Annotated in this window: 27 protein-coding genes and 1 pseudogene; 21 read left to right on the top strand and 7 right to left on the bottom strand. The window is 59.8% G+C overall.

From position 1 onward, the window contains the following. Positions 1 to 4: 4 nt before the first annotated feature. From CS919_RS02705 to CS919_RS02695, 3 genes are read right to left on the bottom strand one after another with little or no spacing between them, the layout of a single operon-like run. Positions 5 to 787: an ABC transporter ATP-binding protein gene (locus CS919_RS02705; protein WP_019176090.1), complete on the bottom strand. Its 783-nt coding sequence runs from the start codon at positions 785 to 787 to the stop codon at positions 5 to 7. Positions 788 to 837: 50 nt separating this feature from the next. Then, a complete protein-coding gene (locus CS919_RS02700) occupies positions 838 to 1,932 on the bottom strand; it encodes a FecCD family ABC transporter permease (RefSeq protein WP_099297950.1) in 1,095 nt (364 codons plus the stop codon). Then, on the bottom strand, positions 1,932 to 3,050 hold the full coding sequence (locus CS919_RS02695; protein ID WP_099297949.1) for a FecCD family ABC transporter permease: 1,119 nt from the start codon (positions 3,048 to 3,050) through the stop codon (positions 1,932 to 1,934). The genes CS919_RS02700 and CS919_RS02695 overlap by 1 nt, the downstream gene beginning before the upstream one ends. Positions 3,051 to 3,570: 520 nt before the next feature. Between CS919_RS02695 and rpsH the strand changes: the two genes are divergently transcribed. Genes rpsH through rplO form a run of 6 tightly spaced genes read left to right on the top strand, consistent with a single transcriptional unit; the run spans position 3,571 to position 6,271 of the window. Further along, on the top strand, positions 3,571 to 3,969 hold the full coding sequence (gene rpsH, locus CS919_RS02690) for a 30S ribosomal protein S8 (protein WP_034986964.1): 399 nt from the start codon (positions 3,571 to 3,573) through the stop codon (positions 3,967 to 3,969). Between the two features lie 14 nt (positions 3,970 to 3,983). Next, complete coding sequence (gene rplF, locus CS919_RS02685; RefSeq protein ID WP_099297948.1) at positions 3,984 to 4,520, top strand: 50S ribosomal protein L6; 537 nt, start codon at positions 3,984 to 3,986, stop codon at positions 4,518 to 4,520. After that, entirely contained in the window at positions 4,520 to 4,930 is a 411-nt protein-coding gene (gene rplR / locus CS919_RS02680) for a 50S ribosomal protein L18 (protein WP_099297947.1), read from the top strand. The genes rplF and rplR overlap by 1 nt, the downstream gene beginning before the upstream one ends. A gap of 40 nt (positions 4,931 to 4,970) precedes the next feature. Continuing rightward, complete coding sequence (gene rpsE / locus CS919_RS02675; protein WP_099297946.1) at positions 4,971 to 5,633, top strand: 30S ribosomal protein S5; 663 nt, start codon at positions 4,971 to 4,973, stop codon at positions 5,631 to 5,633. 3 nt (positions 5,634 to 5,636) lie between these two features. Further along, entirely contained in the window at positions 5,637 to 5,822 is a 186-nt protein-coding gene (gene rpmD, locus CS919_RS02670; protein ID WP_099297945.1) for a 50S ribosomal protein L30, read from the top strand. A gap of 2 nt (positions 5,823 to 5,824) precedes the next feature. Further along, the gene (gene rplO, locus CS919_RS02665; RefSeq protein ID WP_099297944.1) at positions 5,825 to 6,271 is read left to right on the top strand and encodes a 50S ribosomal protein L15; all 447 of its coding nucleotides are present in this window, start codon (positions 5,825 to 5,827) and stop codon (positions 6,269 to 6,271) included. A gap of 81 nt (positions 6,272 to 6,352) precedes the next feature. On the opposite strand, the gene CS919_RS02660 is transcribed toward rplO, so the two are convergent. After that, positions 6,353 to 6,937, bottom strand: a complete 585-nt coding sequence (locus CS919_RS02660; RefSeq protein ID WP_099297943.1) for a TetR/AcrR family transcriptional regulator — start codon at positions 6,935 to 6,937, stop codon at positions 6,353 to 6,355. A gap of 94 nt (positions 6,938 to 7,031) precedes the next feature. On the opposite strand from CS919_RS02660, the gene CS919_RS02655 reads away from it, so the two are divergent. From CS919_RS02655 to truA, 14 genes are all read left to right on the top strand, one after another. Then, complete coding sequence (locus CS919_RS02655; RefSeq protein ID WP_099297942.1) at positions 7,032 to 7,697, top strand: NAD(P)H-dependent oxidoreductase; 666 nt, start codon at positions 7,032 to 7,034, stop codon at positions 7,695 to 7,697. Positions 7,698 to 7,867: 170 nt separating this feature from the next. Then, a complete protein-coding gene (gene secY / locus CS919_RS02650) occupies positions 7,868 to 9,202 on the top strand; it encodes a preprotein translocase subunit SecY (protein WP_099297941.1) in 1,335 nt (444 codons plus the stop codon). Beyond that, a complete protein-coding gene (locus CS919_RS02645; protein WP_099297940.1) occupies positions 9,199 to 9,744 on the top strand; it encodes an adenylate kinase in 546 nt (181 codons plus the stop codon). Before secY ends, CS919_RS02645 begins: the two co-directional genes overlap by 4 nt. A gap of 159 nt (positions 9,745 to 9,903) precedes the next feature. Then, positions 9,904 to 10,698 carry a type I methionyl aminopeptidase gene (map, locus tag CS919_RS02640; protein ID WP_099297939.1) on the top strand — a complete coding sequence of 265 codons (795 nt, stop codon included), beginning with the start codon at positions 9,904 to 9,906 and terminating at the stop codon, positions 10,696 to 10,698. A 196-nt stretch (positions 10,699 to 10,894) separates the two neighbouring features. Further along, positions 10,895 to 11,116, top strand: a complete 222-nt coding sequence (gene infA, locus CS919_RS02635) for a translation initiation factor IF-1 (protein WP_005519800.1) — start codon at positions 10,895 to 10,897, stop codon at positions 11,114 to 11,116. Positions 11,117 to 11,365: 249 nt separating this feature from the next. Then, positions 11,366 to 11,734 carry a 30S ribosomal protein S13 gene (rpsM, locus tag CS919_RS02630; protein WP_099297938.1) on the top strand — a complete coding sequence of 123 codons (369 nt, stop codon included), beginning with the start codon at positions 11,366 to 11,368 and terminating at the stop codon, positions 11,732 to 11,734. After that, positions 11,734 to 12,138, top strand: coding sequence for a 30S ribosomal protein S11 (gene rpsK / locus CS919_RS02625; RefSeq protein ID WP_099297937.1), 405 nt, complete (start codon positions 11,734 to 11,736; stop codon positions 12,136 to 12,138). Before rpsM ends, rpsK begins: the two co-directional genes overlap by 1 nt. A gap of 29 nt (positions 12,139 to 12,167) precedes the next feature. Then, the gene (rpsD, locus tag CS919_RS02620) at positions 12,168 to 12,773 is read left to right on the top strand and encodes a 30S ribosomal protein S4 (RefSeq protein WP_099297936.1); all 606 of its coding nucleotides are present in this window, start codon (positions 12,168 to 12,170) and stop codon (positions 12,771 to 12,773) included. 114 nt (positions 12,774 to 12,887) lie between these two features. Next, entirely contained in the window at positions 12,888 to 13,901 is a 1,014-nt protein-coding gene (locus tag CS919_RS02615) for a DNA-directed RNA polymerase subunit alpha (RefSeq protein ID WP_099297935.1), read from the top strand. Positions 13,902 to 13,946: 45 nt separating this feature from the next. Then, complete coding sequence (rplQ, locus tag CS919_RS02610) at positions 13,947 to 14,498, top strand: 50S ribosomal protein L17 (RefSeq protein WP_099297934.1); 552 nt, start codon at positions 13,947 to 13,949, stop codon at positions 14,496 to 14,498. Positions 14,499 to 14,644: 146 nt separating this feature from the next. Next, positions 14,645 to 16,384, top strand: a complete 1,740-nt coding sequence (locus tag CS919_RS02605; RefSeq protein WP_099297933.1) for a circularly permuted type 2 ATP-grasp protein — start codon at positions 14,645 to 14,647, stop codon at positions 16,382 to 16,384. A 149-nt stretch (positions 16,385 to 16,533) separates the two neighbouring features. Further along, positions 16,534 to 18,504 (top strand): S9 family peptidase, encoded by a 1,971-nt coding sequence (locus CS919_RS02600; protein WP_099297932.1) that lies wholly within the window; start codon positions 16,534 to 16,536, stop codon positions 18,502 to 18,504. Then, a complete protein-coding gene (locus tag CS919_RS02595; RefSeq protein WP_099297931.1) occupies positions 18,497 to 19,735 on the top strand; it encodes an amidohydrolase in 1,239 nt (412 codons plus the stop codon). Before CS919_RS02600 ends, CS919_RS02595 begins: the two co-directional genes overlap by 8 nt. Then, positions 19,732 to 20,607: a tRNA pseudouridine(38-40) synthase TruA gene (gene truA, locus CS919_RS02590; protein WP_099297930.1), complete on the top strand. Its 876-nt coding sequence runs from the start codon at positions 19,732 to 19,734 to the stop codon at positions 20,605 to 20,607. Before CS919_RS02595 ends, truA begins: the two co-directional genes overlap by 4 nt. Here truA and CS919_RS02585 read toward each other — a convergent pair. Next, complete coding sequence (locus CS919_RS02585) at positions 20,604 to 21,452, bottom strand: hypothetical protein (RefSeq protein ID WP_099297929.1); 849 nt, start codon at positions 21,450 to 21,452, stop codon at positions 20,604 to 20,606. The genes truA and CS919_RS02585 overlap by 4 nt on opposite strands. A 118-nt stretch (positions 21,453 to 21,570) precedes the next feature. On the opposite strand from CS919_RS02585, the gene eccB reads away from it, so the two are divergent. Then, positions 21,571 to 22,857, top strand: coding sequence for a type VII secretion protein EccB (gene eccB, locus CS919_RS02580; RefSeq protein ID WP_099297928.1), 1,287 nt, complete (start codon positions 21,571 to 21,573; stop codon positions 22,855 to 22,857). Positions 22,858 to 23,069: 212 nt separating this feature from the next. On the opposite strand, the pseudogene CS919_RS10815 reads toward eccB, so the two are convergent. Both CS919_RS10815 and CS919_RS02570 read right to left on the bottom strand, forming a co-directional pair. Further along, positions 23,070 to 23,804 (bottom strand): annotated as a pseudogene (locus tag CS919_RS10815) (S8 family peptidase); the annotation flags it as partial. 29 nt (positions 23,805 to 23,833) lie between these two features. Beyond that, positions 23,834 to 25,006, bottom strand: coding sequence for an EsaB/YukD family protein (locus tag CS919_RS02570; protein ID WP_099297926.1), 1,173 nt, complete (start codon positions 25,004 to 25,006; stop codon positions 23,834 to 23,836). Between the last annotated feature and the right edge of the window lie 80 nt (positions 25,007 to 25,086).

The following is a 25,086-nucleotide window of genomic DNA, read 5'->3' as shown; positions in this document are numbered from 1 at the left end:
ATCGTCACTTGGGGACGATCAGCGGACCGCCGGTGACAGGATCCTCGATGACCAGCGCATTGAGGGCAAACGCCTCGAGCAGTAGCTCTGGGGTAATGACCTCGCTGGGACGCCCGGTGGCGAGGACCTGTCCATCCTTCATCACCACGAGATTATCGCTGTAGCGTACAGCCAAGTTGAGATCGTGCAGCACCATCACCACAGTGCGATCCAGCTCTCGGCGTAGACGCTGCACCAGCTCCAAAATCTCTACCGACGTGGCCAGATCCAGGTAGGTGGTGGGCTCGTCCAGGAACAGGATGTCCGTGTTCTGCGCAAGAACCATGGAGATCCACACACGCTGCCGCTGCCCTCCGGACAGAGAATCCAGGGTGCGCTCCGCCAGCCCCATCGAGCCAGTCATTTCCAGCGCCTTGTGCACCTCGGCTTCGTCCGTGGACGACCACTGACGGATCCACGATTGGTGTGGGTGCCGACCGCGCGAGACGAGATCAGCCACGTTGAGTCCCTCCGGGGCGGTAGGGGTTTGTGGCAGCACGCTGATGGTCCGTGCGAGGTCCTTGCGCCTGATGGATGAGATATCGGCGCCGTCTAACAGCACTTCGCCCTCATTCGCCGGAAGGAGACGAGACATGGCTCGCAACAACGTGGATTTGCCGCAGCCATTGGGGCCGATGATTGTGGTGATCTGCCCGCGAGGAAAGTCCACGTCCAAGCCTTCGATGACCGTCCGGTCGCCGTAGCCCACGGCGAGGCCGCGTGCGCTCATGCTGTGCTTCTGAGTCATGTGTCCTTCTTTGTTCGCGGCGCGGACGTTCATCTGTACTGAGTGTTTCCTCATGCCGTGGTTGACCTATTCCGTTGGACCAGCAAATAAATCAGGAACGCACCACCGATAGCCGAGGTGAGAATGCCCACCGGCAGCTCCACGGGCAACAGAGTTTGGGTGCTGATATCTGCCAGCAGCAGGAGCGCCGCGCCGGTCAGTGCAGAGGCAAGAAGCGGTGGTGCAGAGCAGTTGCACAAGCGCAGGGCCACCTGTGGGGCCACGAAGGCGACGAACCCGATGGGGCCAGCGGCAGACACCGCCACCGCTGCCAAAGCCACGGCAGCGGCGAGCAGCACCACTTGTACACCCTGGACGTTTTGTCCCAGAGCCCGAGCAGTATCCGAGCCCAACAGGGTGGCCAAAAGTTGGTGGCCAATCCAGGCCAGCAGGGGGGTAAACACCAGCACCACGATGGCGACGGGCCACATCTTGGACCAGTCTGCAGTGTTCAGGGAGCCAGTGAGCCAGAACTGGGCGGCCGCGGCATCGCGCAATTCCGTGCGGATCATCAGGAAGTTGATATACGAGGTCAACAGGGCAGAGATGATGATGCCGAACAGCACGAGCCGGAAGGAATCAGTAGATCGCCTCCACGCTAGAGCCCACATCACCGTTGCGGTGACAGCCGCACCAAGCACTGCGGCCAGGGGGATGCCGATGCTGCTGAGCCAGCCGAGGAAACCACCAGCGCCACCACCCAGAGTGATGACGGTGACCGCGGCCGCAGATGCGCCCGTGGTGAAGCCCAAGATATCCGGGCTGGCCAGCGCATTGCGGGCCACGGACTGAGTGAGGGCTCCGGATAATCCCAGCGCACAGCCCACCAGAATGGCTGTCAGCGCACGGGGCATGCGCCAATCCAAAACCACTAGACGCTCAATGCGGGTGCCGTGGCCGGTGAACAGCACCTCCAGCACACGGGCCGGGGACACGGGATAGTCGCCCAGGCCGATGGAGACCGCCGCTAGCAAGACGATCGCCACGAGCAGCAATAGAGACACCGTCAACGCGCGAGGGCGCCACACCACAGAAAAAGGGCCCACGCGGAACGGCGGGCGGCCGGGGATAGTGGAAGAGGTAGGGCGGGCAAGGAGGGAACTCATTAAATGGCCACCACCCGGCGTCGATAAATAAGGGCGATGAAGAACGGCGCGCCCACGAACGCGAGGACGATGCCCACCTGCAACTCGCCCGGACGAGCGATCAGACGGCCCACCACGTCTGCGAGCAGCATCATCACCGCACCCGTCAGGGCAGAGCAGGGGAGGATCCAGCGGTAATCAGGGCCCGTGACGGCGCGCACGAGGTGCGGGACCACCAGGCCGATGAAGGTGATGGGGCCGGCGGCAGCTGTCGCGGCACCCGCCAGCAGTGCGATCAGAGCCATGCCGATCAAGCGGGCGCGCTGGGTGCTGATGCCCAGTCCAGAGGCGATGTCATCGCCCAGATTGAGGAGGTTCAGCTGCGGTGCCGTGATGAACGCCAGCACGAGGCCCGCCAGGATAAACGGCAGCACGCCGTAGAACACGGTGAGATCCCGGCCCGCGATGGAGCCGACGGTCCAGAAGCGCATGCGATCCAGGTTGGCATCGTCAGTGAGGATAAAACCGCTGATGATGGCGCTGAGGACCGCAGACAAAGCCGCACCGCCGAGGACCAGCGTCATCGGATTGGCCTGTCCTCCTCCTATCGACGCCAAACTAAACACCAACGCAGTAGCAGCGATGGCCCCACCGAACGCCCACATGCTGGTAGCCCACACGGACGTCACACCCAGCAAGGAGAAGCTGGCAACTACGGCCAGGGACGCACCATAGTTGATGCCGAGAATGCCCGTGTCCGCGAGAGGGTTGCGCGTGTGCCCTTGGATCAATGCGCCGGAGACGCCGAGGGCAGCACCGGCGACTAGGCCCAACAGGGTGCGGGGGATGCGGAGCTCGACGATCACACGCTGATCCACATTCAGCCCCTCCGCGTGGCCGAACGCCGTGCCGAGATCGCGGAACACAGCGGTCACTTCTCCGAAAGGGATCTGCCGGGAACCGAACACAATGCTGGCAACGATGCTGGCGAGAAGTAACAGGAAAAGTACCCCGAGGCCGACGAGGCGGCGCGGGAGTTTGCCTGATGGAGTGCTGGCAGAAGCGTCCGAAGTAGCGTCCGCGCGAGACCCCAGGTGTGTTTGAGAAGGGGATTGCGCATGCGGGGTAGAGGTAGCCATGCACCCTCCTTGACGCGTGAAACTCCGTGGTCTTAACGGGAGCAAGCCTATATGAACAAGGTAAGCCTAATCAAAGTACTCTAGGGAAGAGTTGAGAAGGTGCTAGTGAGTGCGTGGGCCAGCAGGTGCGGCTAGTGAGGTCGGTCGGCTCTGCATGGCGCCGACCTTACACTTCAGCTCTATGGTTCTGAGCAGGGATTTGGACATGTTTTAGCTGGTTGCTAGGCTAGTCAGGTCTTGCCGTAGGTAGGTACCCCCATGTTCTTTTTTCGACGCCACCGCGTCAAAATCTCGGGAATGCCACATGACCTGCGGAAAGAGTCTCCCGCTTCAAGGGAGAAAAACTGTACATCCACTTTGTTACAGGCCCCTCGCCCGAAGCGGCCGCACGGATAAAGGCAGCGAGCACCCCTAACTACTGAGCTAGGCGGAGCGTGAGTAGCCAGCGATCGTGCGGTACACGCGATTCATCAAGGGTGAGCACGGGAACCGTAACGAGAAAGGCAACAGGTCACTTCACATGACCATGACTGATCCGATTGCGGACATGTTGTCACGAGTGCGCAACGCAAACAATGCGTTCCACGACACCGTGTCTATGCCATCCTCCAAGATCAAGGCCAACATCGCCGAAATCTTGAAGCAGGAAGGCTACATCGCCGACTACTCCGTTAACGACGAGACCGTCGGCAAGACCCTGGAGCTTAACCTGAAGTACGGCCCATCTCGCGAGCGTTCCATCGCTGGCGTGCGCCGTGTTTCCAAGCCAGGTCTGCGCGTTTACGCAAAGTCCACTAATCTGCCAAAGGTTCTCGGTGGCCTGGGCGTGGCTATTATTTCCACGTCCCAGGGTCTGCTGACTGATCGTGAGGCCAACAACAAGGGCGTGGGCGGAGAAGTCCTCGCCTACGTCTGGTAAGAGGAGGTTTAACCATGTCTCGTATTGGCAAGGCACCGGTGACCGTACCCTCTGGCGTCACCGTCACCATCAACGGCCAGAACGTTGAAGTCAAGGGTCCTAAGGGCACCCTGGCTCAGGAGATTCCGGCACCAATCACCGTGGCTCAGGAAGGCGAAGAACTCGTCGTCTCCCGCCCCGATGACCACCGCAAGAACCGTTCCCTGCACGGCCTGTCCCGCTCCTTGATCAACAACATGGTCGAGGGCGTTACCAATGGCTACACCATCAAGATGGAAATCTTCGGTGTGGGTTACCGTGTGCAGCTCAAGGGCCAGAACCTGGAGTTCGCACTGGGCTACTCTCACCCAGTCCTGATTGAGGCGCCTGAGGGCATCAAGTTTGCCGTCGACGGAAACACCAAGTTCTCCATCGAAGGCATCAACAAGCAGCAGGTTGGACAGATCGCCGCTAACATCCGCCGGCTGCGGAAGGATGACCCATACAAGGGTAAGGGCATCCGTTACGAAGGCGAGCAGGTCCGTCGCAAGGATGGAAAGACGGGTAAGTAATGAGCAACAACGCAACGAACAAGGAAGGCCAGCGTTTGCCGGTGGGCAAGGACATCTCCACCCGCCGTCGCAACGCTCGCGCACGTCGCCACTTCCGTATCCGCAAGACCCTGTCCGGCACCCCAGAGACTCCACGTCTCGTTGTGCACCGTACCTCTCGTCACATGCACGTTCAGGTCATCGACGACACCGCTGGCCACACCCTGGTCGCGGCGTCCACGATGGAGCCAGATGTGCGTTCCCTCGAGGGTGACAAGAAGGCACGCGGAGCAAAGGTGGGTCAACTGATCGCGGAGCGCGCTAAGGCCGCTGGCATCGAAGCAGTCGTTTTCGACCGCGCTGGCTACAAGTACCACGGTCGCGTCGCCGCACTGGCAGACGCCGCCCGCGAAGGTGGTCTGAAGTTCTAATGATCACCGCTAACTACAACACCAACGGAAGGAACGCGTGATGTCGGGACGTGAACGTAACGGCGGACGCTCCGCCGAGAACAACGACAACAACCGCGACGGCCGTAACAACGACCGCCGCAACGATCGTGACGGCCGTAACAACGACCGTCGCAACGATCGTCGCAACCAGCAGCAGGACGAGCGCAACCAGTACATCGAGCGCGTCGTAACCATTAACCGCGTGTCCAAGGTGGTTAAGGGTGGACGTCGCTTCAGCTTCACCGCACTGGTCATCGTCGGCGACGGCCAGGGCATGGTCGGCGTGGGCTACGGCAAGGCCAAGGAAGTTCCTGCCGCAATTCAGAAGGGCGCAGAAGAGGCTCGCAAGAACTTCTTCCGTGTGCCAATGATCAACGGCACCATCACTCACCCAGTTCAGGGTGAGGCTGCAGCCGGCATCGTCATGATGAAGCCAGCTGCTCCAGGTACCGGTGTTATCGCCGGTGGCGCTGCACGTCCAGTTCTGGAATGTGCCGGCGTGCAGGACATTCTGTCCAAGTCCCTCGGCTCTGACAACGCAATCAACGTTGTCCACGCAACTGTGGACGGCCTGAAGCAGCTCGTACGCCCAGAGGAAGTTGCCGCTCGTCGTGGCAAGTCCCTCGAAGAGGTTGCTCCAGCAGCAATGCTGCGTGCACGTGCTGCAGGACAGGGGGCATAAGCAATGGCTCTGAAGATCACCCAGTTGAAGGGCATCGTCGCAACCAAGCCAAAGCAGCGCGAGTCTATGCGCTCACTCGGCCTGAAGCGCATCGGTCAGTCTGTGGTACGTGAGGATTCTCCAATCGTCCGCGGACAGATCAACACCGTGCGCCACATGGTTGAGGTCGAAGAAGTGGCAGGAGAGTAAAAATGAGCGATCCAATTAAGCTCCACGACCTCCGCCCAGCAAAGGGTGCCAACAAGGCCAAGACCCGTGTCGGTCGTGGTGAGGCATCCAAGGGTAAGACCGCTGGTCGTGGTACCAAGGGTACTCGGGCTCGTAAGCAGGTTTCTGCAGCGTTTGAGGGTGGCCAAATGCCACTGCACATGCGCTTGCCGAAGCTCAAGGGCTTCAAGAACCCAGCAAAGGTTGTCTTCCAGGTAGTCAACGTTGAGGACCTGGAAAAGGCATTCCCTAATGGCGGCGATGTTGCAGTAGCAGACATCGTTGCTGCAGGCCTGTGCCGTCCGAAGCAGCCGGTGAAGGTTCTGGGCAACGGAGACATCAGCGCAAAGCTGAACGTCACCGCTCAGAAGTTCTCCAAGTCTGCCAAGGAGAAGATCGAGGCTGCAGGTGGCTCCGTCACCGAGGCTTAAGGTCTAACTGTTTGGCCGCTGCGCGCGGCTGAGCGAGAGAGCGCCCCGCACCTGTGAAGGTGTGGGGCGCTTTTTGCTGCGTTATCGCTCTGCAGCCAGCGCTGTCACGGATGCTTCCGCCTCCTCCAGCGGCAGGTGTCCCGCCGTCACTAGTTGCGCGAGCCCGTGCACCAGGCCCCACACCATCGTGGTCAATTCGGCAGAGTCGGTCGCGGCGAACATGCCCTCGTCCTGCGCCCGCCCCGCGGTCTCCCGCAGTAGCGCCTCCACCCGGTCGATTTGAACCTGCTTCTCTGGCCCTGGATTACCCGGGTCGCACACCGCTGGATCGTAGATCAAGGCGAACGCGTGCGGGTAGCGCGCTGCGAAGCGGATGTAGGCGAGTCCTTGGGCCCGCAAGGCAGCTATTCCTCCGTGCGCCGCGTGTACGGCTGCTTCTTGTTCAACGCCAAACCGGCGCATGCATTCCGTGCTTAAGTCCTCGAGCAGCGCTTTTTTATCGCTGAAGTGGTGATAGGGCGCCTGGTGGCTCACTCCAGCGCGGCGGGCGAGTTCCCGCATGCTGATTCTGCTGGCGGGATGCTCGGTGAGCATGTCGAACCCAGTGGCGCGGAGATCTTCGAGGAGCCGGCCGTGGTGGTAGGACTTTTCCGTTGAACTTGACACAGTCAAGATCCTAGTACAGCCTTAAAGGCGTGCAATCTAGACACTGTCTAAATGTAGTCACAAGCCACCGCATATCCCACCGAAGGGCTCACTCATGCCGAACATCTTGGTGATCAACGGTCACCCCAATCCGGAATCATTCACCAGTCAGCTGGCTGCGCTGTATGCAGACGCTGCACAACAAGCTGGAGCAACTGTGCAGCGTATCAATCTGCACGCGCTGGACTTTGACCCGATCCTGCACCTCGGCTACCGAGGAACGCAGGAACTAGAGCCCGATCTGAAGGAAACACAGAAGGCTCTGGACGAGAGCGATCACCTGGTGATTTTGGCGCCACTGTGGTGGGGTTCCACTCCCGCGCTGCTGAAGGGATTTTTCGACCGAACACTCGAGGCCAAGTGGGCGTACCACTATGACGATCATGGCTTGCCACACGGACACTTCGGCGGACGTTCCGCCCGATTCGTGATGACTGCCGATTCGCCGGGGTGGTACTTAACGCTGTTGCAGGGCAGGCCTACGGTCAAGCAGGTGGCTCAGTCCACGCTGCGCTTCTGCGGCTTTAAGCCGGTTTCGGTCACGAGGTATTCGCCGGTCCGTACGTCCTCGGCAGCGAAAAGGCAGCAGTGGTTGGACGACGTGCAAGAGGTAGCGAAGTCTGACGTCGAAAAACTGCATACTCGAAACGCAAAAGCGGGAAAGAAGAACAAAACCAAGCAGAACCCGTTCTTAATCCGTGAAGAATTGCTCGGTCGGTAGGGAAGCGATAAGAACGCGTTAAGCGGACGGCTAAATCGGCCGTCAGACTATCGAGTGTCCCGCGCGCCTGATACTATTCGGGGGTTGTACATCGGCCGAATTTTGGCCAGCCGCCGCACCACCCACGCGGGGCGCGCCGAAATGCCGTACCAAATACCCAGGAGGCTAGTTTGTCCGCCATCGTCTCGGCGTTCAAAAATGTTGATCTCCGCAAGAAGATTCTCTTCACTATTGCGTTGGTCATCCTTTATCGCATCGGCGCCCAGATCCCAACACCTGGTGTGGATTACGCCCGAATTACGCAGCAGATTAGCGATCTGACCGAGCAATCGGCGGTCTATTCTCTAATCAACCTGTTCTCTGGCGGCGCGCTGCTGCAGCTGTCCATCTTCGCGGTGGGCATCATGCCGTACATCACGGCCTCCATCATCATTCAGTTGCTCACAGTCGTGATCCCTAAGTTTGAGCAGTTGAAGAAGGAGGGCCAGTCCGGCCAAGCCAAGATGACGGAATACACCCGTTATCTGACGGTGGCGCTGGCGCTGCTGCAGTCCTCCGGCATCGTCGCTCTGGCGGACCGTCAGCAATTGCTGGGCCAGGGCATCCCTGTGCTGAAGGACAACGTTGGCGTGTTCGGCTTGGTGGTCATGGTGCTGATCATGACCTCCGGTGCTGTGCTGCTGATGTGGATGGGCGAGCTGATCACCGACCGTGGCGTGGGCAACGGCATGTCCCTGCTGATTACCGCAGGTATCGCCACCATGCTGCCTGCTGAGGGCGCGACCATCCTGTCCTCCGGTGGTGGCTTCAAGTTCGGCGCGGTGATCGTGGGTGTGCTGATCCTCGTGGTGGGCGTGGTCTTCATCGAGCAGGGCCAGCGCCGCATTCCGGTGCAGTACGCTAAGCGCATGATTGGCCGCCGCCAGTACGGCGAGACCTCCACCTACTTGCCACTGAAGGTCAACCAAGCTGGCGTGATCCCAGTGATCTTCGCGTCCTCCCTGCTGACCGTCCCCATCTTGATCACCCAGATCATCCAGTCCAATGATTCCGCCGCCGCGCAGAATCAGGACAACTGGTGGAACCGCACGGTCATCAGCGCGCTGACAGACCCATCTAACTGGGCCTACATCGCGGTCTACTTGCTGCTGATCATCTTCTTCTCCTTCTTCTACGTCTCCGTGCAGTACGATCCGTACGATCAGGCAGACAACATGAAGAAGTACGGTGGCTTCATCCCCGGCATCCGCCCCGGCCGTCCGACCGCCGAGTACTTGGGTTATGTGATGAACCGTCTGCTGGTGGTGGGTTCCATCTACTTGGGCCTCATTGCCATCCTGCCGAACATCCTGATTAACATGGGTGTCCAGACCTCAGCATCGGCCAACGGTTCCATGCCGTTTGGTGGCACTGCGATTCTGATTCTGGTGTCTGTCGCGTTGACCACCGTGAAGCAGATCGAGTCCCAGGTCATGCAAGCTAACTACGAAGGATTCCTGAAATGAGACTAGTTCTCCTCGGCCCTCCCGGAGCCGGCAAGGGCACCCAGGCAGCACTGCTGTCCGATTCCCTGAAGATCCCACACATTTCCACCGGCGATTTGTTCCGCGCGAACATCAGCAACGGCACCGATCTGGGCAAGCAAGCTCAGGAATTCATGGATGCCGGCAAGCTGGTTCCCACCGAGGTCACCGCGAAGATGGTTCAGGATCGCCTGAACGAGGACGACGCCCAGAACGGCTTCCTCCTCGACGGCTTCCCACGCACCATCGAGCAGGCCGAACTGCTGGAAGAGATGCTGTCCAAGTCCGGCACATCGCTGGACGCCGTGGTCAACTACGTTGTCTCCGAGGACGTCGTGGTGGAGCGCATGCTCGCCCGTGGTCGCAATGATGACAACGAGGACACCATCCGCACCCGCCTCGAGGTCTACCGCGATGAGACCGCTCCTCTGATCAAGCACTATGAGGACATCCTGGTCAACATCGACGCCGAAGGTTCCGTGGAAGATATCTCCACCACCACCTTGGATGCCCTGGGCAACTAGCCTTTTTGGGTCTCACCCGCCGCGCCTCGTCAGTGATCTTCCTGGCCGGGCGTGGTTTTTCATTTCCCTTCCTTTTCTTTTCGACGCCAGCCTCGATCGATCGCGCGCATGGCGTCGGGAAGAAAAAAACAACAACCCGCAGATAGGACGCACCCACCCATGGGCTTTAGAAAAAAGACCAAGGCGATCGCCGCCAAGACTCCCGAGCAACTGGATGCCATGGAGGCTGCGGGCAAGATCGTCGGTGACGCGTTGCAGGCAGTGCGCGCGGCCGTGAAGCCGGGGATGACCACGCTGGATCTGGACAAGATCGCAGAGGACGTGATCCGTAGCGCAGGTGCCGTGCCGACGTTCAAGGGCTACCAGGGGTTTCCGGGCTCTATCTGCTCGTCGGTCAATGAGATGATCGTGCACGGCATTCCCTCCGATGACGTGGTGCTCAAAGACGGCGACCTGGTCAGTGTGGATTGCGGCGCCACACTCGGGGGATGGGTGGGTGATAGCGCCTGGTCATTCGGCGTGGGGGAGTTGGCCGAGGACGTGCGCTTGCTCAACGAGGCCACGGAGTGGGTCCTGATGGAAGGTCTGAAGGCGATGGTCCCCGGTAACCGACTCACGGATGTGTCCTGGGCATTGGAAAAGGCCACGTATGAGGCGGAGAAGAAGTTTGGCGTCGATCTATACATCGTCGATGGATACGGCGGGCACGGCATCGGGCACACCATGCACGAGGATCCGTTCTTGGCCAACGAGGGCAAGCCGGGGCGTGGACCGGTGATTCAGGAAGGTTCCGTGCTGGCTATCGAGCCGATGCTGACGCTGGGCACCGAGGATTCCGTGGTGCTGGAAGATGATTGGTCCGTGGTGACGGTCGATGGTTCGCACGCCGCGCACTGGGAGCACACCGTGGCGGCGACCGCTGGGGGACCGCGGATTCTCACGCCGCGCCGCTAGAGCCGCACCGGACGTGCGGGGGCCTAGGCCACAAGGTGAGCACACTTATTTGTCATGAGCAGGGAAAAGGGCGTAAAGTCTCCCTTTGTCTTGTGAGACAACGATCTTACTACGACAAACGCTCACATAAACGCGACTGAGATCGCGCAGACTGTGGCGGAAAATATACGTTTACCACCAGGTTGTTAGGAAGTTTATGGCTAAGAAGGAAGGCGCCATCGAGGTCGAGGGCCGCATTGTCGAGCCTTTGCCAAATGCGATGTTCCGCGTTGAGCTGGATAACGGGCACAAGGTGCTCGCACACATCTCCGGCAAGATGCGTCAGCACTACATCCGCATCCTCCCAGAGGATCGCGTAGTGGTTGAGCTTTCCCCATACGACCTGACCCGTGGGCGTATCGTTTACCGCTACAAGTAAACAACGTTGACCAGTTATTGCTGGCCAACGGGCTATGTGAGACTCATACTGTAAGCCTCCATACATCCATTCGGGGTCATTTCCTGCGTGCAATCGCCGTGTGCTTTTGTGCGTAAGCCAAGCCCCGATAACTACCTTTGGCCGCGGTGGCCAGAGCCCGTAAAACACTCATCGGCACCAAGTGCTGGTGGTTTTTGAACGGGACGAGTATGGAGAAAACCGCCGCAATTATCCGGAAGGAAATGCCCTATGGCACGCCTTGCTGGTGTGGACCTCCCACGCGATAAGCGCATGGAGGTTGCACTCACCTACATTTTCGGAATCGGCCCAGCCCGTTCCGCAGAGCTGCTGGAAAAGACCGGCATCTCTCCTGACCTTCGCTCCAAGGACCTCACCGACGAGCAGCTGTCCGCTCTGCGTGACGTGATTGAGAACACCTGGAAGGTGGAGGGTGACCTCCGCCGCGAGATTCAGGCCGATATCCGCCGCAAGATCGAGATTGGTTCCTACCAGGGCCTGCGCCACCGTCGTGGTTTGCCGGTTCGCGGTCAGCGCACCAAGACCAATGCCCGTACCCGTAAGGGTCCTAAGAAGACGATCGCAGGAAAGAAGAAGTAATGCCTCCTAAGACTCGTTCCGGCGCTCGCCGTACCGGCCGTCGCGTCGTCAAGAAGAACGTGGTTAATGGCCACGCCTACATCAAGTCCACCTTCAACAACACCATCGTGTCCATCACGGACCCGAAGGGCGCTGTGATTTCCTGGGCATCCTCCGGCCACGTCGGCTTCAAGGGATCCCGTAAGTCCACCCCATTCGCTGCCCAGATGGCTGCTGAGTCCGCTGCCCGCAAGGCAATGGAGCACGGCATGAAGAAGGTTGACGTTTTCGTTAAGGGCCCAGGCTCTGGCCGCGAGACCGCCATCCGTTCCCTGTCCACCGCTGGCCTCGAGGTCGGCACGATCGCAGACGTTACGCCGCAGCCACACAATGGCTGCCGCCCTCCAAAGCGTCGTCGCGTCTAAAGATCACACAGAAAGGATAGGGATAAACAATGGCTCGTTATACCGGACCCGCAACCCGTATCTCCCGTCGCCTCCGCGTCGACCTCATCGGCGGCGATAGCTCCTTCGAGCGCCGTCCGTACCCACCGGGACAGGCTGGACGCGCTCGCATCAAGGAGTCCGAGTACTTGCTGCAGCTTCAGGAGAAGCAGAAGGCTAAGTACACCTACGGCGTGCTGGAGAAGCAGTTCCGCCGTTACTACGCTGAGGCTAACCGCCAGGCTGGCAAGACCGGTGACAACCTGGTCATCATCCTAGAGTCTCGCTTGGACAACGTCGTGTACCGCGCAGGACTGGCTCGCACCCGCCGTCAGGCTCGTCAGCTGGTGTCCCACGGTCACTTCACCGTGAACGGAAAGAACATCAACGTTCCTTCTTTCAAGGTTTCTCAGTACGACATCATCGACGTGCGCGAAAAGTCTCGCTCGATGCTGTGGTTCGAAGAAGCTCAGGACCGTTTGGTTGATACTGTCGTACCGGCCTGGCTGCAGGTCGTTCCGGCAACTCTGCGCATCCTCGTGCACCAGCTGCCCGAGCGCGCTCAGATCGACGTGCCGCTGCAGGAGCAGCTCATCGTCGAGCTCTACTCCAAGTAGTAGACAACCCGGCTTTACTCCGTTGCCGTACTTTCGCTGCACACCGTGGGGTGAAAGGCGGTTCCCCCTCTACCGGCGTCAAATAGCGGTCGCCGACAAGGAGAATTTCAGACAATGCTTATCTCACAGCGCCCATCACTGACCGAGGAATACATCGATCAGTCCCGCTCCCGGTTCGTCATCGAGCCACTGGAGCCGGGCTTCGGTTACACCCTCGGCAACTCCCTGCGCCGTACCCTGCTGTCCTCCATCCCCGGAGCAGCAGTGACCTCCCTGCGTATCGACGGTGTGCTCCACGAGTTCACCACCATCCCTGGCGTGAAGGAAGATGTCTCTGACATCATCCTGAACATCAAGTCCCTGGTTCTGTCCAGCGATTCCGATGAGCCAGTCACGATGTACATCCGCAAGGAAGGCGCAGGTGCCGTCACCGGTGCCGATGTTGTTCCTCCCGCAGGAGTAGAGGTCCACAACCCGGACCTGCACATCGCTACCCTCAACGACCAGGGCAAGCTGGACATCGAGCTGATCGTAGAGCGTGGCCGTGGCTACGTTCCTGCAGCAGCCGCTTCCAGCGAGATCGGCCGCATCCCTGTGGACCAGATCTACTCCCCAGTGTTGAAGGTCAGCTACAAGGTCGAGGCAACCCGTGTGGAACAGCGCACGGACTTCGACAAGCTGATTCTGGATGTAGAGACCAAGAACTCCATCACCGCCCGCGATGCCATGGCATCTGCAGGTAAGACTCTGGTGGAGCTCTTCGGACTGGCACAGGAGCTGAACTACGAGGCTGAGGGCATCGAGATCGGTCCATCCCCACAGGAGACCGAGCACATCGCTGCCTATAACATGCCTATCGAGGACCTGAACTTCTCCGTTCGTTCTTACAACTGCCTCAAGCGTGAGGAAATCCACACTGTTGGTGAGCTGGCCACCCGCACGGAGTCCGATCTGCTGGACATCCGCAACTTTGGTCAGAAGTCCATCAACGAAGTGAAGATCAAGCTCGCCGGCCTTGGCCTGGGCTTGAAGGATGCCCCAGAGGGCTTCGATGTCACTGAGATCGAAGGCTACGACGCTGCAACGGGCGATTTCGTAGACACCGAGGGCGAAGACATCGCGGAGTAAGTCGCTTTTCGAAGCGCTCACTAAACACCCACACGAGGAGAACTAATGCCTACCCCAAAGAAGGGCGCCCGTTTCGGAGGTTCTGCTTCTCACCAGAAGAAGATCCTGTCCAACTTGGCAGCACAGCTGTTCGAGCACGGCGCCATCAAGACCACGGATGCAAAGGCTAAGCTGCTGCGTCCATACGCTGAGAAGCTGATCACCAAGGCTAAGCGCGGCACCCTGGCTGACCGTCGCAACGTCTTGAAGCTCATCCCGAACAAGGAAGTTGTTGCTTACCTGTTCAACGAGCTGGCTCCAAAGTTCGAAGGCCGTGACGGCGGATACACCCGCATCATCAAGCTGGAGAACCGCAAGGGCGACAACGCTCCAATCTCTCAGATTTCCCTGGTCACCGAGCCACTGGTTTCTACCGAGGCTGAGCGCGCAAACCGCGCCGCTGCTTCCAAGAAGGCAGACAAGGCTGAGGCCGCACAGGCTGAAGAGACCAAGGCTGAGGAGGCTCCTGAGGTTGAGGCTGACACCGCAACCGACGAGGCCGCTGAGGCTGAAGCAGTAGAGGCTGACAAGGCTGAGGACGCTGCTGAGGAGAAGTAAGCACTAGCTGCTGAAACTTCCTGCACACAAGCGGGGCATGACCTTTCGAGGTGGTGCCCCGCTTGTTTTGTTTTTGTTGGTCGAATCTGCACGAACAATGCCAGCTTTCATGCCGGTGCAGGAACAAGTCGCTAGCCTTGAAGGTTATGTGCCCTGCAAAAGATGACACGTTTACCTCGGCTGGAACCCCTCAGGAGCAGCCCAAAGATGCTCCCAGCCCGTTGGTGACCATGGAGTTCTCCGACGAGACCCTACCCACCTACGATCCCGATGCGGATGCCACCCCTTCGGAGGACGCGCAGCTGTTTTCTGCGTATGACCCGAATTCCCCCGCGGCCAAGTTGTGGGATGAGGCCCTTTTTGCCGACGGCACCCCGCGCCCTCGTTACGCGTTCGCCATGGAAAAGTTCGCCGAAATCGGGTTGCAGGAGCTAGACGAGCGCAACGCACGCGCAGAAGACTTGGAGCGCGAAGAAGGCATCACCTTCCGCGTCACGGGTGAGAACGAGCCGCAGGTGTTCCCGATGGACTTCATTCCTCGCATCATCAACGCGGAGACGTGGACGTTCCTATCCGAAGGTCTGGAGCAGCGCGCACGGGCGCTCAATGCCTTTTTGGACGATGTGTACGGACCGAAGAAGATCGTTGAAGCTGGCGTCGTGGACGAGTTCGACCTGCAGCGCGCACCCGGGTACGAGGACTCAGGCTTTCTGCAGCCCACGGGTTCCGTCCGCGCACAAGTGTGTGGCATGGACTTGGTATGCACGGACGAAGGACGTTGGTACGTGCTGGAGGATAACCTGCGCGTGCCGTCGGGAATCACATTTTCCCACTCCATGCGAAAGATCTCCCGCGAGCTCTTTGGAGAGGTCATGGAGGGCTACGACATGCACGACCCGGAAGAGGCGTTCCCCATGATCAGGGAGACAATGCGCGCCTCCGTGCCGCAGAATGCGAAGAACCCGCAGGATCCACAGCTGGCAGTCGTGTCCATTGGTGACACTGATTCAGCGTGGTTTGAACATCAACGTATCGCGGAGATGATCGGTGCCCCGGTGTGTACGCCGGACCAGTTGGCCGTGATCGATGGTTACCTGCACTACAGAGATGCCGAGGGGCAGGAGCGGCCCCTGGATGTGGTCTATATCCGCATCACCAAGGAGCAGCTGTTTGAAGCCACAGGTTTCAATGGAGAAAAGCTTGGCCCAGGCCTAGAGCAGGCCCTCAACGGTCACCGGGTGCTTTTTGCAAATGCCTTTGGCAATGGCGTGGGTGATGACAAGGCCATCTATGCCTATGTTCCGCAGATGATTCGCTTTTACCTCGATGAAGAGCCGCTATTGGATCAGGTTCCTACGTGCCTATGTCACAAGCCGGGTGAAGTTGACGCGGTGCTTAGTCGACTTGGTGAAGTGGTAGTCAAGCCAGTGGATGGATACGGTGGAAACGGCATCACAATTGGTCCAGAGTGTTCGGACGAGGTGCTGGCGCAGCGCGCTGAAGAACTGAAGGACAACCCAGAAGGCTATATTGCTCAGGACGTGGTTCGTCTGTCTACGTTGCCCACTTATGGTGAGGACACCACAGGTAATAAGGTTATTCATCCCCGCCACGTGGATTTGCGTGCGTTCGTTCATGTGCGACCTGCGCGAAGTGAGCAGGAAGCCTCCGATCAGCCAGTGAACGCCCATAGGCTCACTGCGCACACGGTGCCTGCCGGGTTAACTCGGACGGCTGCGGCGGGGTCGTTGATCGTTAACACTTCTCGCGGTGGCGGAGGCAAAGATACGTGGATCTTGCAGAATCCGGTGGAATGGGGAGAGAACATTCCTTCGGCAGGTGCATTAGTGGATGAAGACGAAGAAGGGCCTGTGGTGATGCAGTAGTGACAAATTCGGAATCATACGAACATCCGGAAGTGCACGGGGATAGGCAACCCGAGGATGCCAAGCAAGACCGTACGTTCCGTCAATTCAGGCGCTTTGCCTCCCGCCCCTTTCGAGGATCGCCTGCACAGCAATTAGGATTTAGAGCTGTGAATTATCGGGATGTAGTCAGCGACGAAGTGCCCGTGCATGGAGAAACTTCTGCGGGTGGTGGTGATCAGCCGAACTGCTTGTGGTCCGTCGACCGCTACGTCAAGGCTCCAGCTTTGTCCCCAGATGGGCGTTTGTTGGCGTGCGTGGTGGTGGAGCAGGAACGTTACCCGCTAGCCATCCAGATTCCTCTCGACGCCAAGGGTGATCCCGTTTCTGGCCAAGAGCGCGAGGTTGTGCTTCCGATTGAAGGCGCTGTGCGCAGGGTGTTGTACTCCCCGAATGGTGAGTGGTTGGCCTGCGAAGTAGCGCCCGATGGTGGTGACCATGAGCAGATCTGGTTTGTGACCACTAACCCGGAGGATCCAAATGCCTACATGGTGGACTTGGCCGCATACGCCACCGTGGAGTTGGTCAGCTGGGAAGACGAATACGTGGCCGTGAGTGCCTATGACCGGGATGGAACGGTGGAAGGCCGCCTGTTCAACCCTGTTACCGGTGAGTCCAAGTTGGTGGATCGGCGCACGGGCGGTGCGTTGATCCATTCTCGTGACCAGTACTCCTTGTTCCGAGTGGGGTCCCGCACCAACCGTGAGTTGCTTGCAGTGAGTCCGGAGGGCGAATGGATGCCCCTGTTGCCCGTGGACAAGGGGTCCACCACAGATCAGGGCTTCGTGTTGCCCACCGAAGACGGCGGTTATTGTTACATCGTGCGTAGTGATCATTCCGCTGAACGTTTCCGCCTGCTCAAGGTCACGCCAAGCACGCACGGCTACAAAAAGGACGTGTTGTTGGAGCGTGACGATGCCGAGGTAGAGGAGTTCACAATCTCTGCGGACGGTTCTACTGCTGTAGTGCTGTGGAACGACGAAGGTTGGTGCGATCTGGAAATCGTGGACCTTGCTAATGGCAACGCTGAGGTCATAGCGATACCGGAGTTGCCTTCCCTGATCGCGACGTCCCCTTCGTTGACGGCGGATGGAAAGTTGCTGGCAGTAACTGTTTCTGGTCCTGAGTTTCCGCCCAGCGTGGTGGTTTATGACGTGGCGCGCCAAAGCTGGGTGGGCGACGAGTTCCAGGTCACTGCTGCGGCGGTGGGAGATGTAGTGAGTGAGGCTCCGCCTGAGCTACTTTCTGAACAGCCGCAGGACCAGCGTGGCCGTGCAGTGCTGTCTGTGTGGGACGAGGCGGAGATCATCCCGGAGCTACACAATTACGAAACGCGGGATGGTCTGCGACTATCAGGCTGGTTGTATCGGGCCGTGGGGCAAGAGCCCACTGAGCCTGCGCCCATGGTGGTGTATTTCCACGGCGGTCCCGAGGGGCAGTCTCGTCCGGATTACAACAATGTGTTGCGGAAGTTGGCCTCGTCCGGATATTCGGTTTTCCAGCCCAACGTGCGTGGTTCGGCAGGACGTGGGCGCTGGTTCTCCCAAGCAGACGACCGTTATGGTCGCTTTGCCGCGATCGACGACGCCGAGGACACCCTGGACTACTTGATCTCTGCTGGTCTGACTGAAGAGGGCAAGGCTGTCATCATGGGACGCTCCTACGGCGGCTACCTAGTGCATGCTTCCCTGACCAGGCACGCGGGACGCTGGGCCGGCGGCATCGCCGCCTGTGGCATGTCTGATCTGGAGACGTTCTACCGCGATACAGATCCGTGGATTGCAGCTGCTGGTCAGCCGAAGTACGGCGATCAGAATCTTGACCAGCAACTACTGCAGCAGGCATCCCCACTGCGCCAGCTGTCCAAGGTAGACGTTCCAGTGCTTTTCATTCACGGTCAGCGTGATGCCAACGTGCCTGTGTCTGAGGCATATCAGGCCATGGGTGTGTTGACGGCCCACGGTGTGCATACCGAGCTACTGCTTTTCGACGATGAAGGCCATAACTTTGAACGCCTTCCCAACCGCGCTGAGATGGCACAGCGGATACTGAAATTCTGCGAGAGGATTTTTCATGAATAACGCACCTAGTGCCAACAAAAACAATCCCATTGGAACAACTCCGGCCGACGCATGGAGCGCAGCGAAGGGATATGCGGGTGTCGATGAGCAATTAGTAGAAAGTTTGACTGGTTGGCGTCGGCACATTCACCGCAACCCCGAGCTCAGCTACAAGGAGTTTCAGACCACCGATTACATTGAATCGGAGTTGAACAAACTGGGTTTTGAGGTGCGTCGCTTCGAATTTGGGAGCGGTTTGACCTGCGATATCCCGGCGGCGGACGGCTCGAGTGAGACGGATGTGGTGGCGCTGCGAGCAGATATCGACGCGCTGCCGATGGAGGAGACGACGGGCTACGATTTCTCCTCGACCAACGAGGGAGTGTGTCACTCTTGTGGTCACGACGCCCACGCCGCCATGCTTTTGGGTGCGGCCACCTTGCTGGCAAAGACCCCTCCACCACGCCCCGTGCGCCTGATCTTCCAGCCCGCTGAGGAGACCATGCCCGGTGGTGCGGTGGACTGTGTGCAGGAAGGTGCCGTGGAGGGTGTGGATCGCATCATCGCTCTGCACTGCGATCCGCACCGCGTGGTGGGAGACGTGGGCGTGCACGCTGGTGCGATTACGTCTTCGAACGCCAAGCTAGAGGTCACGCTGCAGGCCAGCGGTGGGCATACCGCCCGCCCACACGAGACGGGGGATATTGTCTACGCCCTGTCTACGGTGGCCACGGGTGTGGCGCAGGTGGTGGATCGTCGTATCGATCCGCGCTCCGGAACGGTGCTGACATGGGGTTCCATCATGGCTGGCGCGGGCGCTCCGAACGTGATCCCCGCCAAGGGCACGCTGGCCGGTACGGTGCGCTCCGCGAGCCGCGATACGTGGGTTGAACTGCCTGAAGTGATCCCGCCTGCCATCCGTGCGATCGCTGAACCCTATGGCGTGGAAGTGGATGTGAACTACGTGCAGGGCGTGCCTCCCGTGGTCAACGACGATGCCTGCGCGGAGATCGCTGGACGTGCTGTGACCGACGTGCTGGGCGAGCAGGGCGTGGGAGAGGCCGTGCAGTCCTCCGGCGGCGAGGACTTTGGCTGGTATACCGAGGAGATTCCGGGCGTCTACCTGCGCCTGGGCGTGTGGAACGGCGAGAGCCCGGAGACGGACCTGCACCACCCCGCGTTCGCCATGGATGAGCGTGCGCTGGTGATCGGTGCTGCCGTGTTTGACCGCTTTGCCCGTTTGGATCGATGAACCAGCACGAAGTGAACGCAGCACCTGCCAATTCTGAGCACGTCCGCGTGCGCTTGGATATCTCCTACGACGGCACCGATTTCCACGGTTGGGCCTCCCAGAAGGGAGACCTGCGCACCGTGCAGGGCGTGCTGGAGGACAAGCTTTCCTTGGTCACCCGCCACCCCATCACGCTGGTGGTGGCGGGGCGCACCGATGCGGGAGTGCACGCGGACGGGCAGGTTGCGCATGCGGACATCCCCGCGGAGGCCTTCGAGCAGCGCTCCCTGGCCCGCCCCGAAGATCTGGTGCGGCGCTTGTCCCGCATGCTCCCGCCGGACATTCGCCTCTCGGCTGCTACGTCTGCGCCGGAGGGTTTCGACGCGCGTTTTTCTGCCCTTAGGCGCCACTACGTTTATCGCGTGACCACCTCTGACGCGGGTCCCCGCCCGGTTCGCTCCCGTGACACCGCGGTGTGGCGCAAATCCGTGGAGCAGGACAAAGTACAGTCGGCGGCCGATGCACTGCTGGGCCTGAACAATTTCGCCGCCTACTGCAAGGCCCGCGAGGGCGCGACCACCATCCGCGAGCTGCAAAAGTTTGAGTGGCGAGACGTGTCCACCGCGTCCGAGCCGGAGACCTACGAGGCACACGTGGTGGCCGATGCCTTCTGCTGGTCCATGGTCCGCTCGTTGGTGGGAGCCTGCCTGACGGTGGGCGAGGGGCGCCGTGCACAGAGTTTCACCGCAGACCTGCTGGAGGAAACCGAGCGCAGCTCCGCTGTGCCCGTGGCACCCGCCAATGGGCTGAACTTAGTGCAGGTGGACTACCCGGTGGACGCAGACCTAGCCGAGCGTGCAATGGCCACGCGCGCGGTGCGCACGCAGGGCTAGAGCCTCCTGCGAATAGGCACCGGCACCTGCTTGATCCCGGTGAATAGCGGCCAGAAAGTCTGCCGGTATCCGGTGTTCCGGTGCACCACTTCTCCCACGACATCACCGTTGATCACCTGCACGGAAACCACAATGTCGTAGTAGATCCCTTCCAGCTGTGGATCGCCCGCATCTGAAATCCCCAGGACTTTCACCACTCGGCATACTCCTGGATCCCACGCCGCTTCCCATGCATCGGCCACGGTGTCCTCAGAATCCACATCGACGAGGCGAAACCAGTGATGTTGTGGCAGCGCAGCCGCGTTTCCTAGCACCAGAATGGTGGAACCGGGCACAGCCTGTACGCTCACGGATTCGCCGGAAATATCCATCCCCAGTAGCCAAGGACTCGGCCCGGTCACGGTGAAGTCTGACGTCGGAACTACAAGACCTGAACCACGCCCACCTGCTACCGAACTCGGCGCGACCAGAACCCCGCACGCGGCAGCTGCGATGAGCATGGACCCGGCCAACTCCGTGGGCACACCGACCGTGCTCAGTAGCTCCGTTCCCAACAACCCCGGAATGGGCCGTTCAGATACGTGCACACGGCGCCGTTCGCCCTGGGCACCCAAGGAATCAAGAAGCAGCTCCGGTGAAAACGCGATTGGACCTGGGGGCGAAAAGAAATGAGACGGCGCCGCAGCCACATCAAACCAGGTCAACGGAGTAATGCCCTCGACCTTGGCGCGTTCCCGCAGCCACCAGGCTCCCACCCCACAGCCAACGATCAACAGCACACACAACAGCGCCAACATGATCCCCATCATCTTTTCCCCCGCATCGTGCAAACCCCCGTTTGCCATCAATCTCTGGTCACACCTTAACCTGCGAGCCCACGGTCTGCCGTGCGGGCGCAGCGCATTCCTGCGATGATCAATGAGCTAGGTGAACAGAACTTCGGGGGAAGGGGAGTGCGCAGCCATGCGTACTACGGGAATTCAGGTTTCGGGATACAGTTTTTTGTTACGTCGATTGGAGTTGGCGCTGGTCATTGGGGATCCGCGCATGGCGCACGATCCACTGCGGTCTCAACGACGCGCCGTGATGGTGGGCGTGCTGATCAGCCTCCTGTTGGCTGGTGCAGCAGTGATGATGGGGCTGTTGCGCCCGCAGCCGAATATCGACGACGCCGCGTTAGTCTCCGACGAATCCGGAACCCTCTTTGTGCGCCTCGACGATGCTTTCCATCCCGTCACCAACGTGGCCAGCGCCCGGCTGATCCTGCGGGAACCGGTGCAATTCCAGCAGAGCACTGCGGAGCAGCTGGCCAAGTTTCCGCAGGCAGATCCGGTGGGCATACCGGTGGTGCCAGGCTTGGAGCAGGCACCTTCGCGCGAGCTGTTGCTGTGTGAACCCGGAGTGGTGCTGGCCTCTACGAACGTGAGGTGGCACGAGCACGCGCTGTTGCAAGCACCCAGTGGAACCTGGCTGGTGGTGGGCAAGGATCGTTTTCTTATCGACGCCCGAGCCCCGCGTGCCTTAGGTGTCACCGGAGTTCCTGCAAGTGACCAATTAGTAGGTCAGTTGGAGCGGAAACCGGATGTGGTCTTACCCCATGGACCTTCGGGTTTGCCTGCCCCGTTTGATGTGGCGGGGCGTGTGCTGCTGGCAGACGATCGCGCGTTCATGGCCACGCGCGGTGGAGTCGCTGAGCTCACAGGACCGCAACGAGCGCTGGCAGAAGCCTTGAGTACCGTTCCTCCGATACCCGTGAACGTGGCGGATGCAGTCGATCAACCCAGTGCTGAAGTACTGCAAGGCCTGCCGAAAGAAGATGTGCAGTGGTCTGCGCCGGAGATGCTCTGCGCAGGTCAAAACGGGTTGGGAACTCCTGCTGAATTGGAAGATAGTACGGGTAACGAGAAATCGGCAGGAGCAATTGAACAAGACAGTCTTAATGAGCTGGGCCTGGTTCGCGCAGTTGATCAAGCACCTTACGAGGGGCCACGGTATGTGGCGCCGCGAGGAACGATGCCCGTTGCCACAGAACGCGGAATCCTGCTGATCAGCGACGACGGAACCCGCTACAGCGTGGGATCCCAGGAGGATCTAACTTCGCTTGGTTTTACTGATCCCACTCACGCGCCGTGGCGGGTAGTCTCCGCGCTCCCTGACGGTGGTCTGCTTTCCGAGGACAACGCTCGGGCGATCAGCACCACTATCAACACCAACGAAACCACAGCAGATAGTGCGATGGGCACGCGATAGTCCACCGGAGGTTCAGTGAGCAGCGGGCTGGACACTGAACTTGTCTCGGGCAGCCACGGTTCAGCGGATAAGCCGTGTGCGTTGACCTCAGGAGTACGGCCATCGCGTACGTCGCGAATCTCCCAAGCCTTCTCAACCGCAGCCTGCGGATTAACCACTTGTAGGGCGGAGCTCCCACGCAAGGGTGATCCACCGGCAATGGCGGTGGAGGTGAGAATATCGGAGACCGCGGTGGCGTCGAGAAAAGGAGCGATCTCCCACACCAACGCCGCAGTTCCTGTGACCACAGGGGCGGCAAACGACGTTCCGAAAAATGGGTCCGGACCACCGACCACGGTCCTCGGACCAGACTCGGTTTCGAGGACCGCGCTGACAGGACCGCCCGGTGCGAACAAGTCCGCGTGGCTACCGCTTGCGTTGTACTCGGCGGCGGTCCTGCCTAAATCCAAAGAGCTTTCCTTGTTGGAAGAATCTCTGCTATCAACTGCCCCTACGGCGAGGACTCCCGTGTAGCTGGCCGGAAACGTCGGCACTGCTTCGTCGCACTGACCTCGATTACCAATCGAGGCGACAACGAGGGTGCCACTTCCTTGAACTGCGCGAATGGCATCGCGGAGGGAGGCAACGTCCTCGCAGGCGACCATCGAAATATTGACGATTTTCGCGTGCAACTCCTCGGCTGTATAGATTGCCTGCACCAGATCCTCCACGGTGCCTTCAGCTCGATCTTCCACGGGAGAATGACGCAGGGAGTGTATGGACGCGCCGGGAGCCACTTGCTTAATCACGCTGGCCACAGCGGTTCCGTGGAGAATGCACGAGCTCCTGTCGCCGGTAGTTCCGGGAGTGGCAGCGCCGGTATCGATCACCGTTGTTTGCACACCTCGTCCCGTGGCAATCCCGCTATCTACTGTCTGGATATCAACCGGAATGCTGGGGCCATACATCGGAACGGCGCAATTCAGTGGAGAGGTCATCAGCCGATCCCTCGAATGAGCTCAAAGATCCCCGTGCTGTGCAGAGCAAGAGGTATGGCGCAGGCGAAACTGAGGCTTTCCAGCCCATCAATGATCCGCCCAGCCAGGGGTGAGCGGACGTGGATGGCCGGCAGCACGAGGAGCGCGAATACCAGGGCTCCAAAAGAGACATGGAGAGCGAGCCACACCAAAATGACAGCGGACAAGACAACCACCGCGGTGGCGTGAACCGGGCGGGCGCCGCGCGAACTCAAACCAATCGTTGCCGTGCATACGGCCAGCGCGATGATCCACACACTAGGACGCGACCCCCACGGGATGAGTTGGTAGATGCTGGCGAAAATCACCGAGCATAGAGCGATAACCACCGTGGAATGAATGGTGATCACGTTGCCACTGGAAGCGTGGACAGGTTCCTGGAAGAGGCCAGTGGCAGGTACTCTCGGCAACTTGATCTGCGCGATTCCGATGGCTATCTGTCCGGAAAAAGTTAGGGTGAGCAGTGCCAAGACAAGGGTAAGGCCGGGGAAGAAATTGATGGCCGCAAAGACTGTGACTAACAGCGTGAATACGCGTGCTGGGCCCGGACGCCAGACCATCAGGGCTGCGCACACACAAGCGCACAAGACATTGATGTGCAGGCCAAGTCCAAACCCGAGAAGAGCAGCGATGTAGGTGTAGCGCCGATCGAACAGTGAACCGGCAGCAGCACACAGTGCCGCGATGCCCGTGACGGCGAGCAAGAGCAACGCTTGGTAGTCCATTGCAGAGGCGCCAGCGGCCAGGCCTAGTTGATGCCGTCCATGATGAGCCAGCGGATGAAACAGTGGCGCAGATTGCAGGCTGAATAGTGCTGCGATGCATGCCGCGAACCACGCAGCGTGATTACTCCCAATCTTTCCCGTGAGTTGATCAACTGCCTCTGCCTCTGGTTGCGGAACCATGGCGATATCCAGAGTTAGCAGCTCTCCGGGGCGTACCCCGGCCTCGCTCAGAGAATGCTCCGGTCGGATTGCGCTGATGCTTCGAGAAAGCACCCAGTGCTCGCCCGGCTTGAGCTCGGCTTCCTGCTGCACCAAGTGCGGAATTAACTCCGCAACAGGCACGTGATCCGCCACCGCCGCATTGATGGTCGATTCCGCTCTTGGCACGGAAATACTTACTGCAAGCATGGTCCCCCCATACGAGAATTGTCTCTGCCACCCCCACGGTGTCTTGCCACACTTTAGTATGAGTGCCAGACACGCGCTGG

Origin of the sequence: Corynebacterium dentalis, from assembly GCF_900232865.1 — a bacterium.
Taxonomy (GTDB): domain Bacteria; phylum Actinomycetota; class Actinomycetes; order Mycobacteriales; family Mycobacteriaceae; genus Corynebacterium; species Corynebacterium dentalis.
This window is presented reverse-complemented; position numbering and strand designations above follow the sequence as displayed.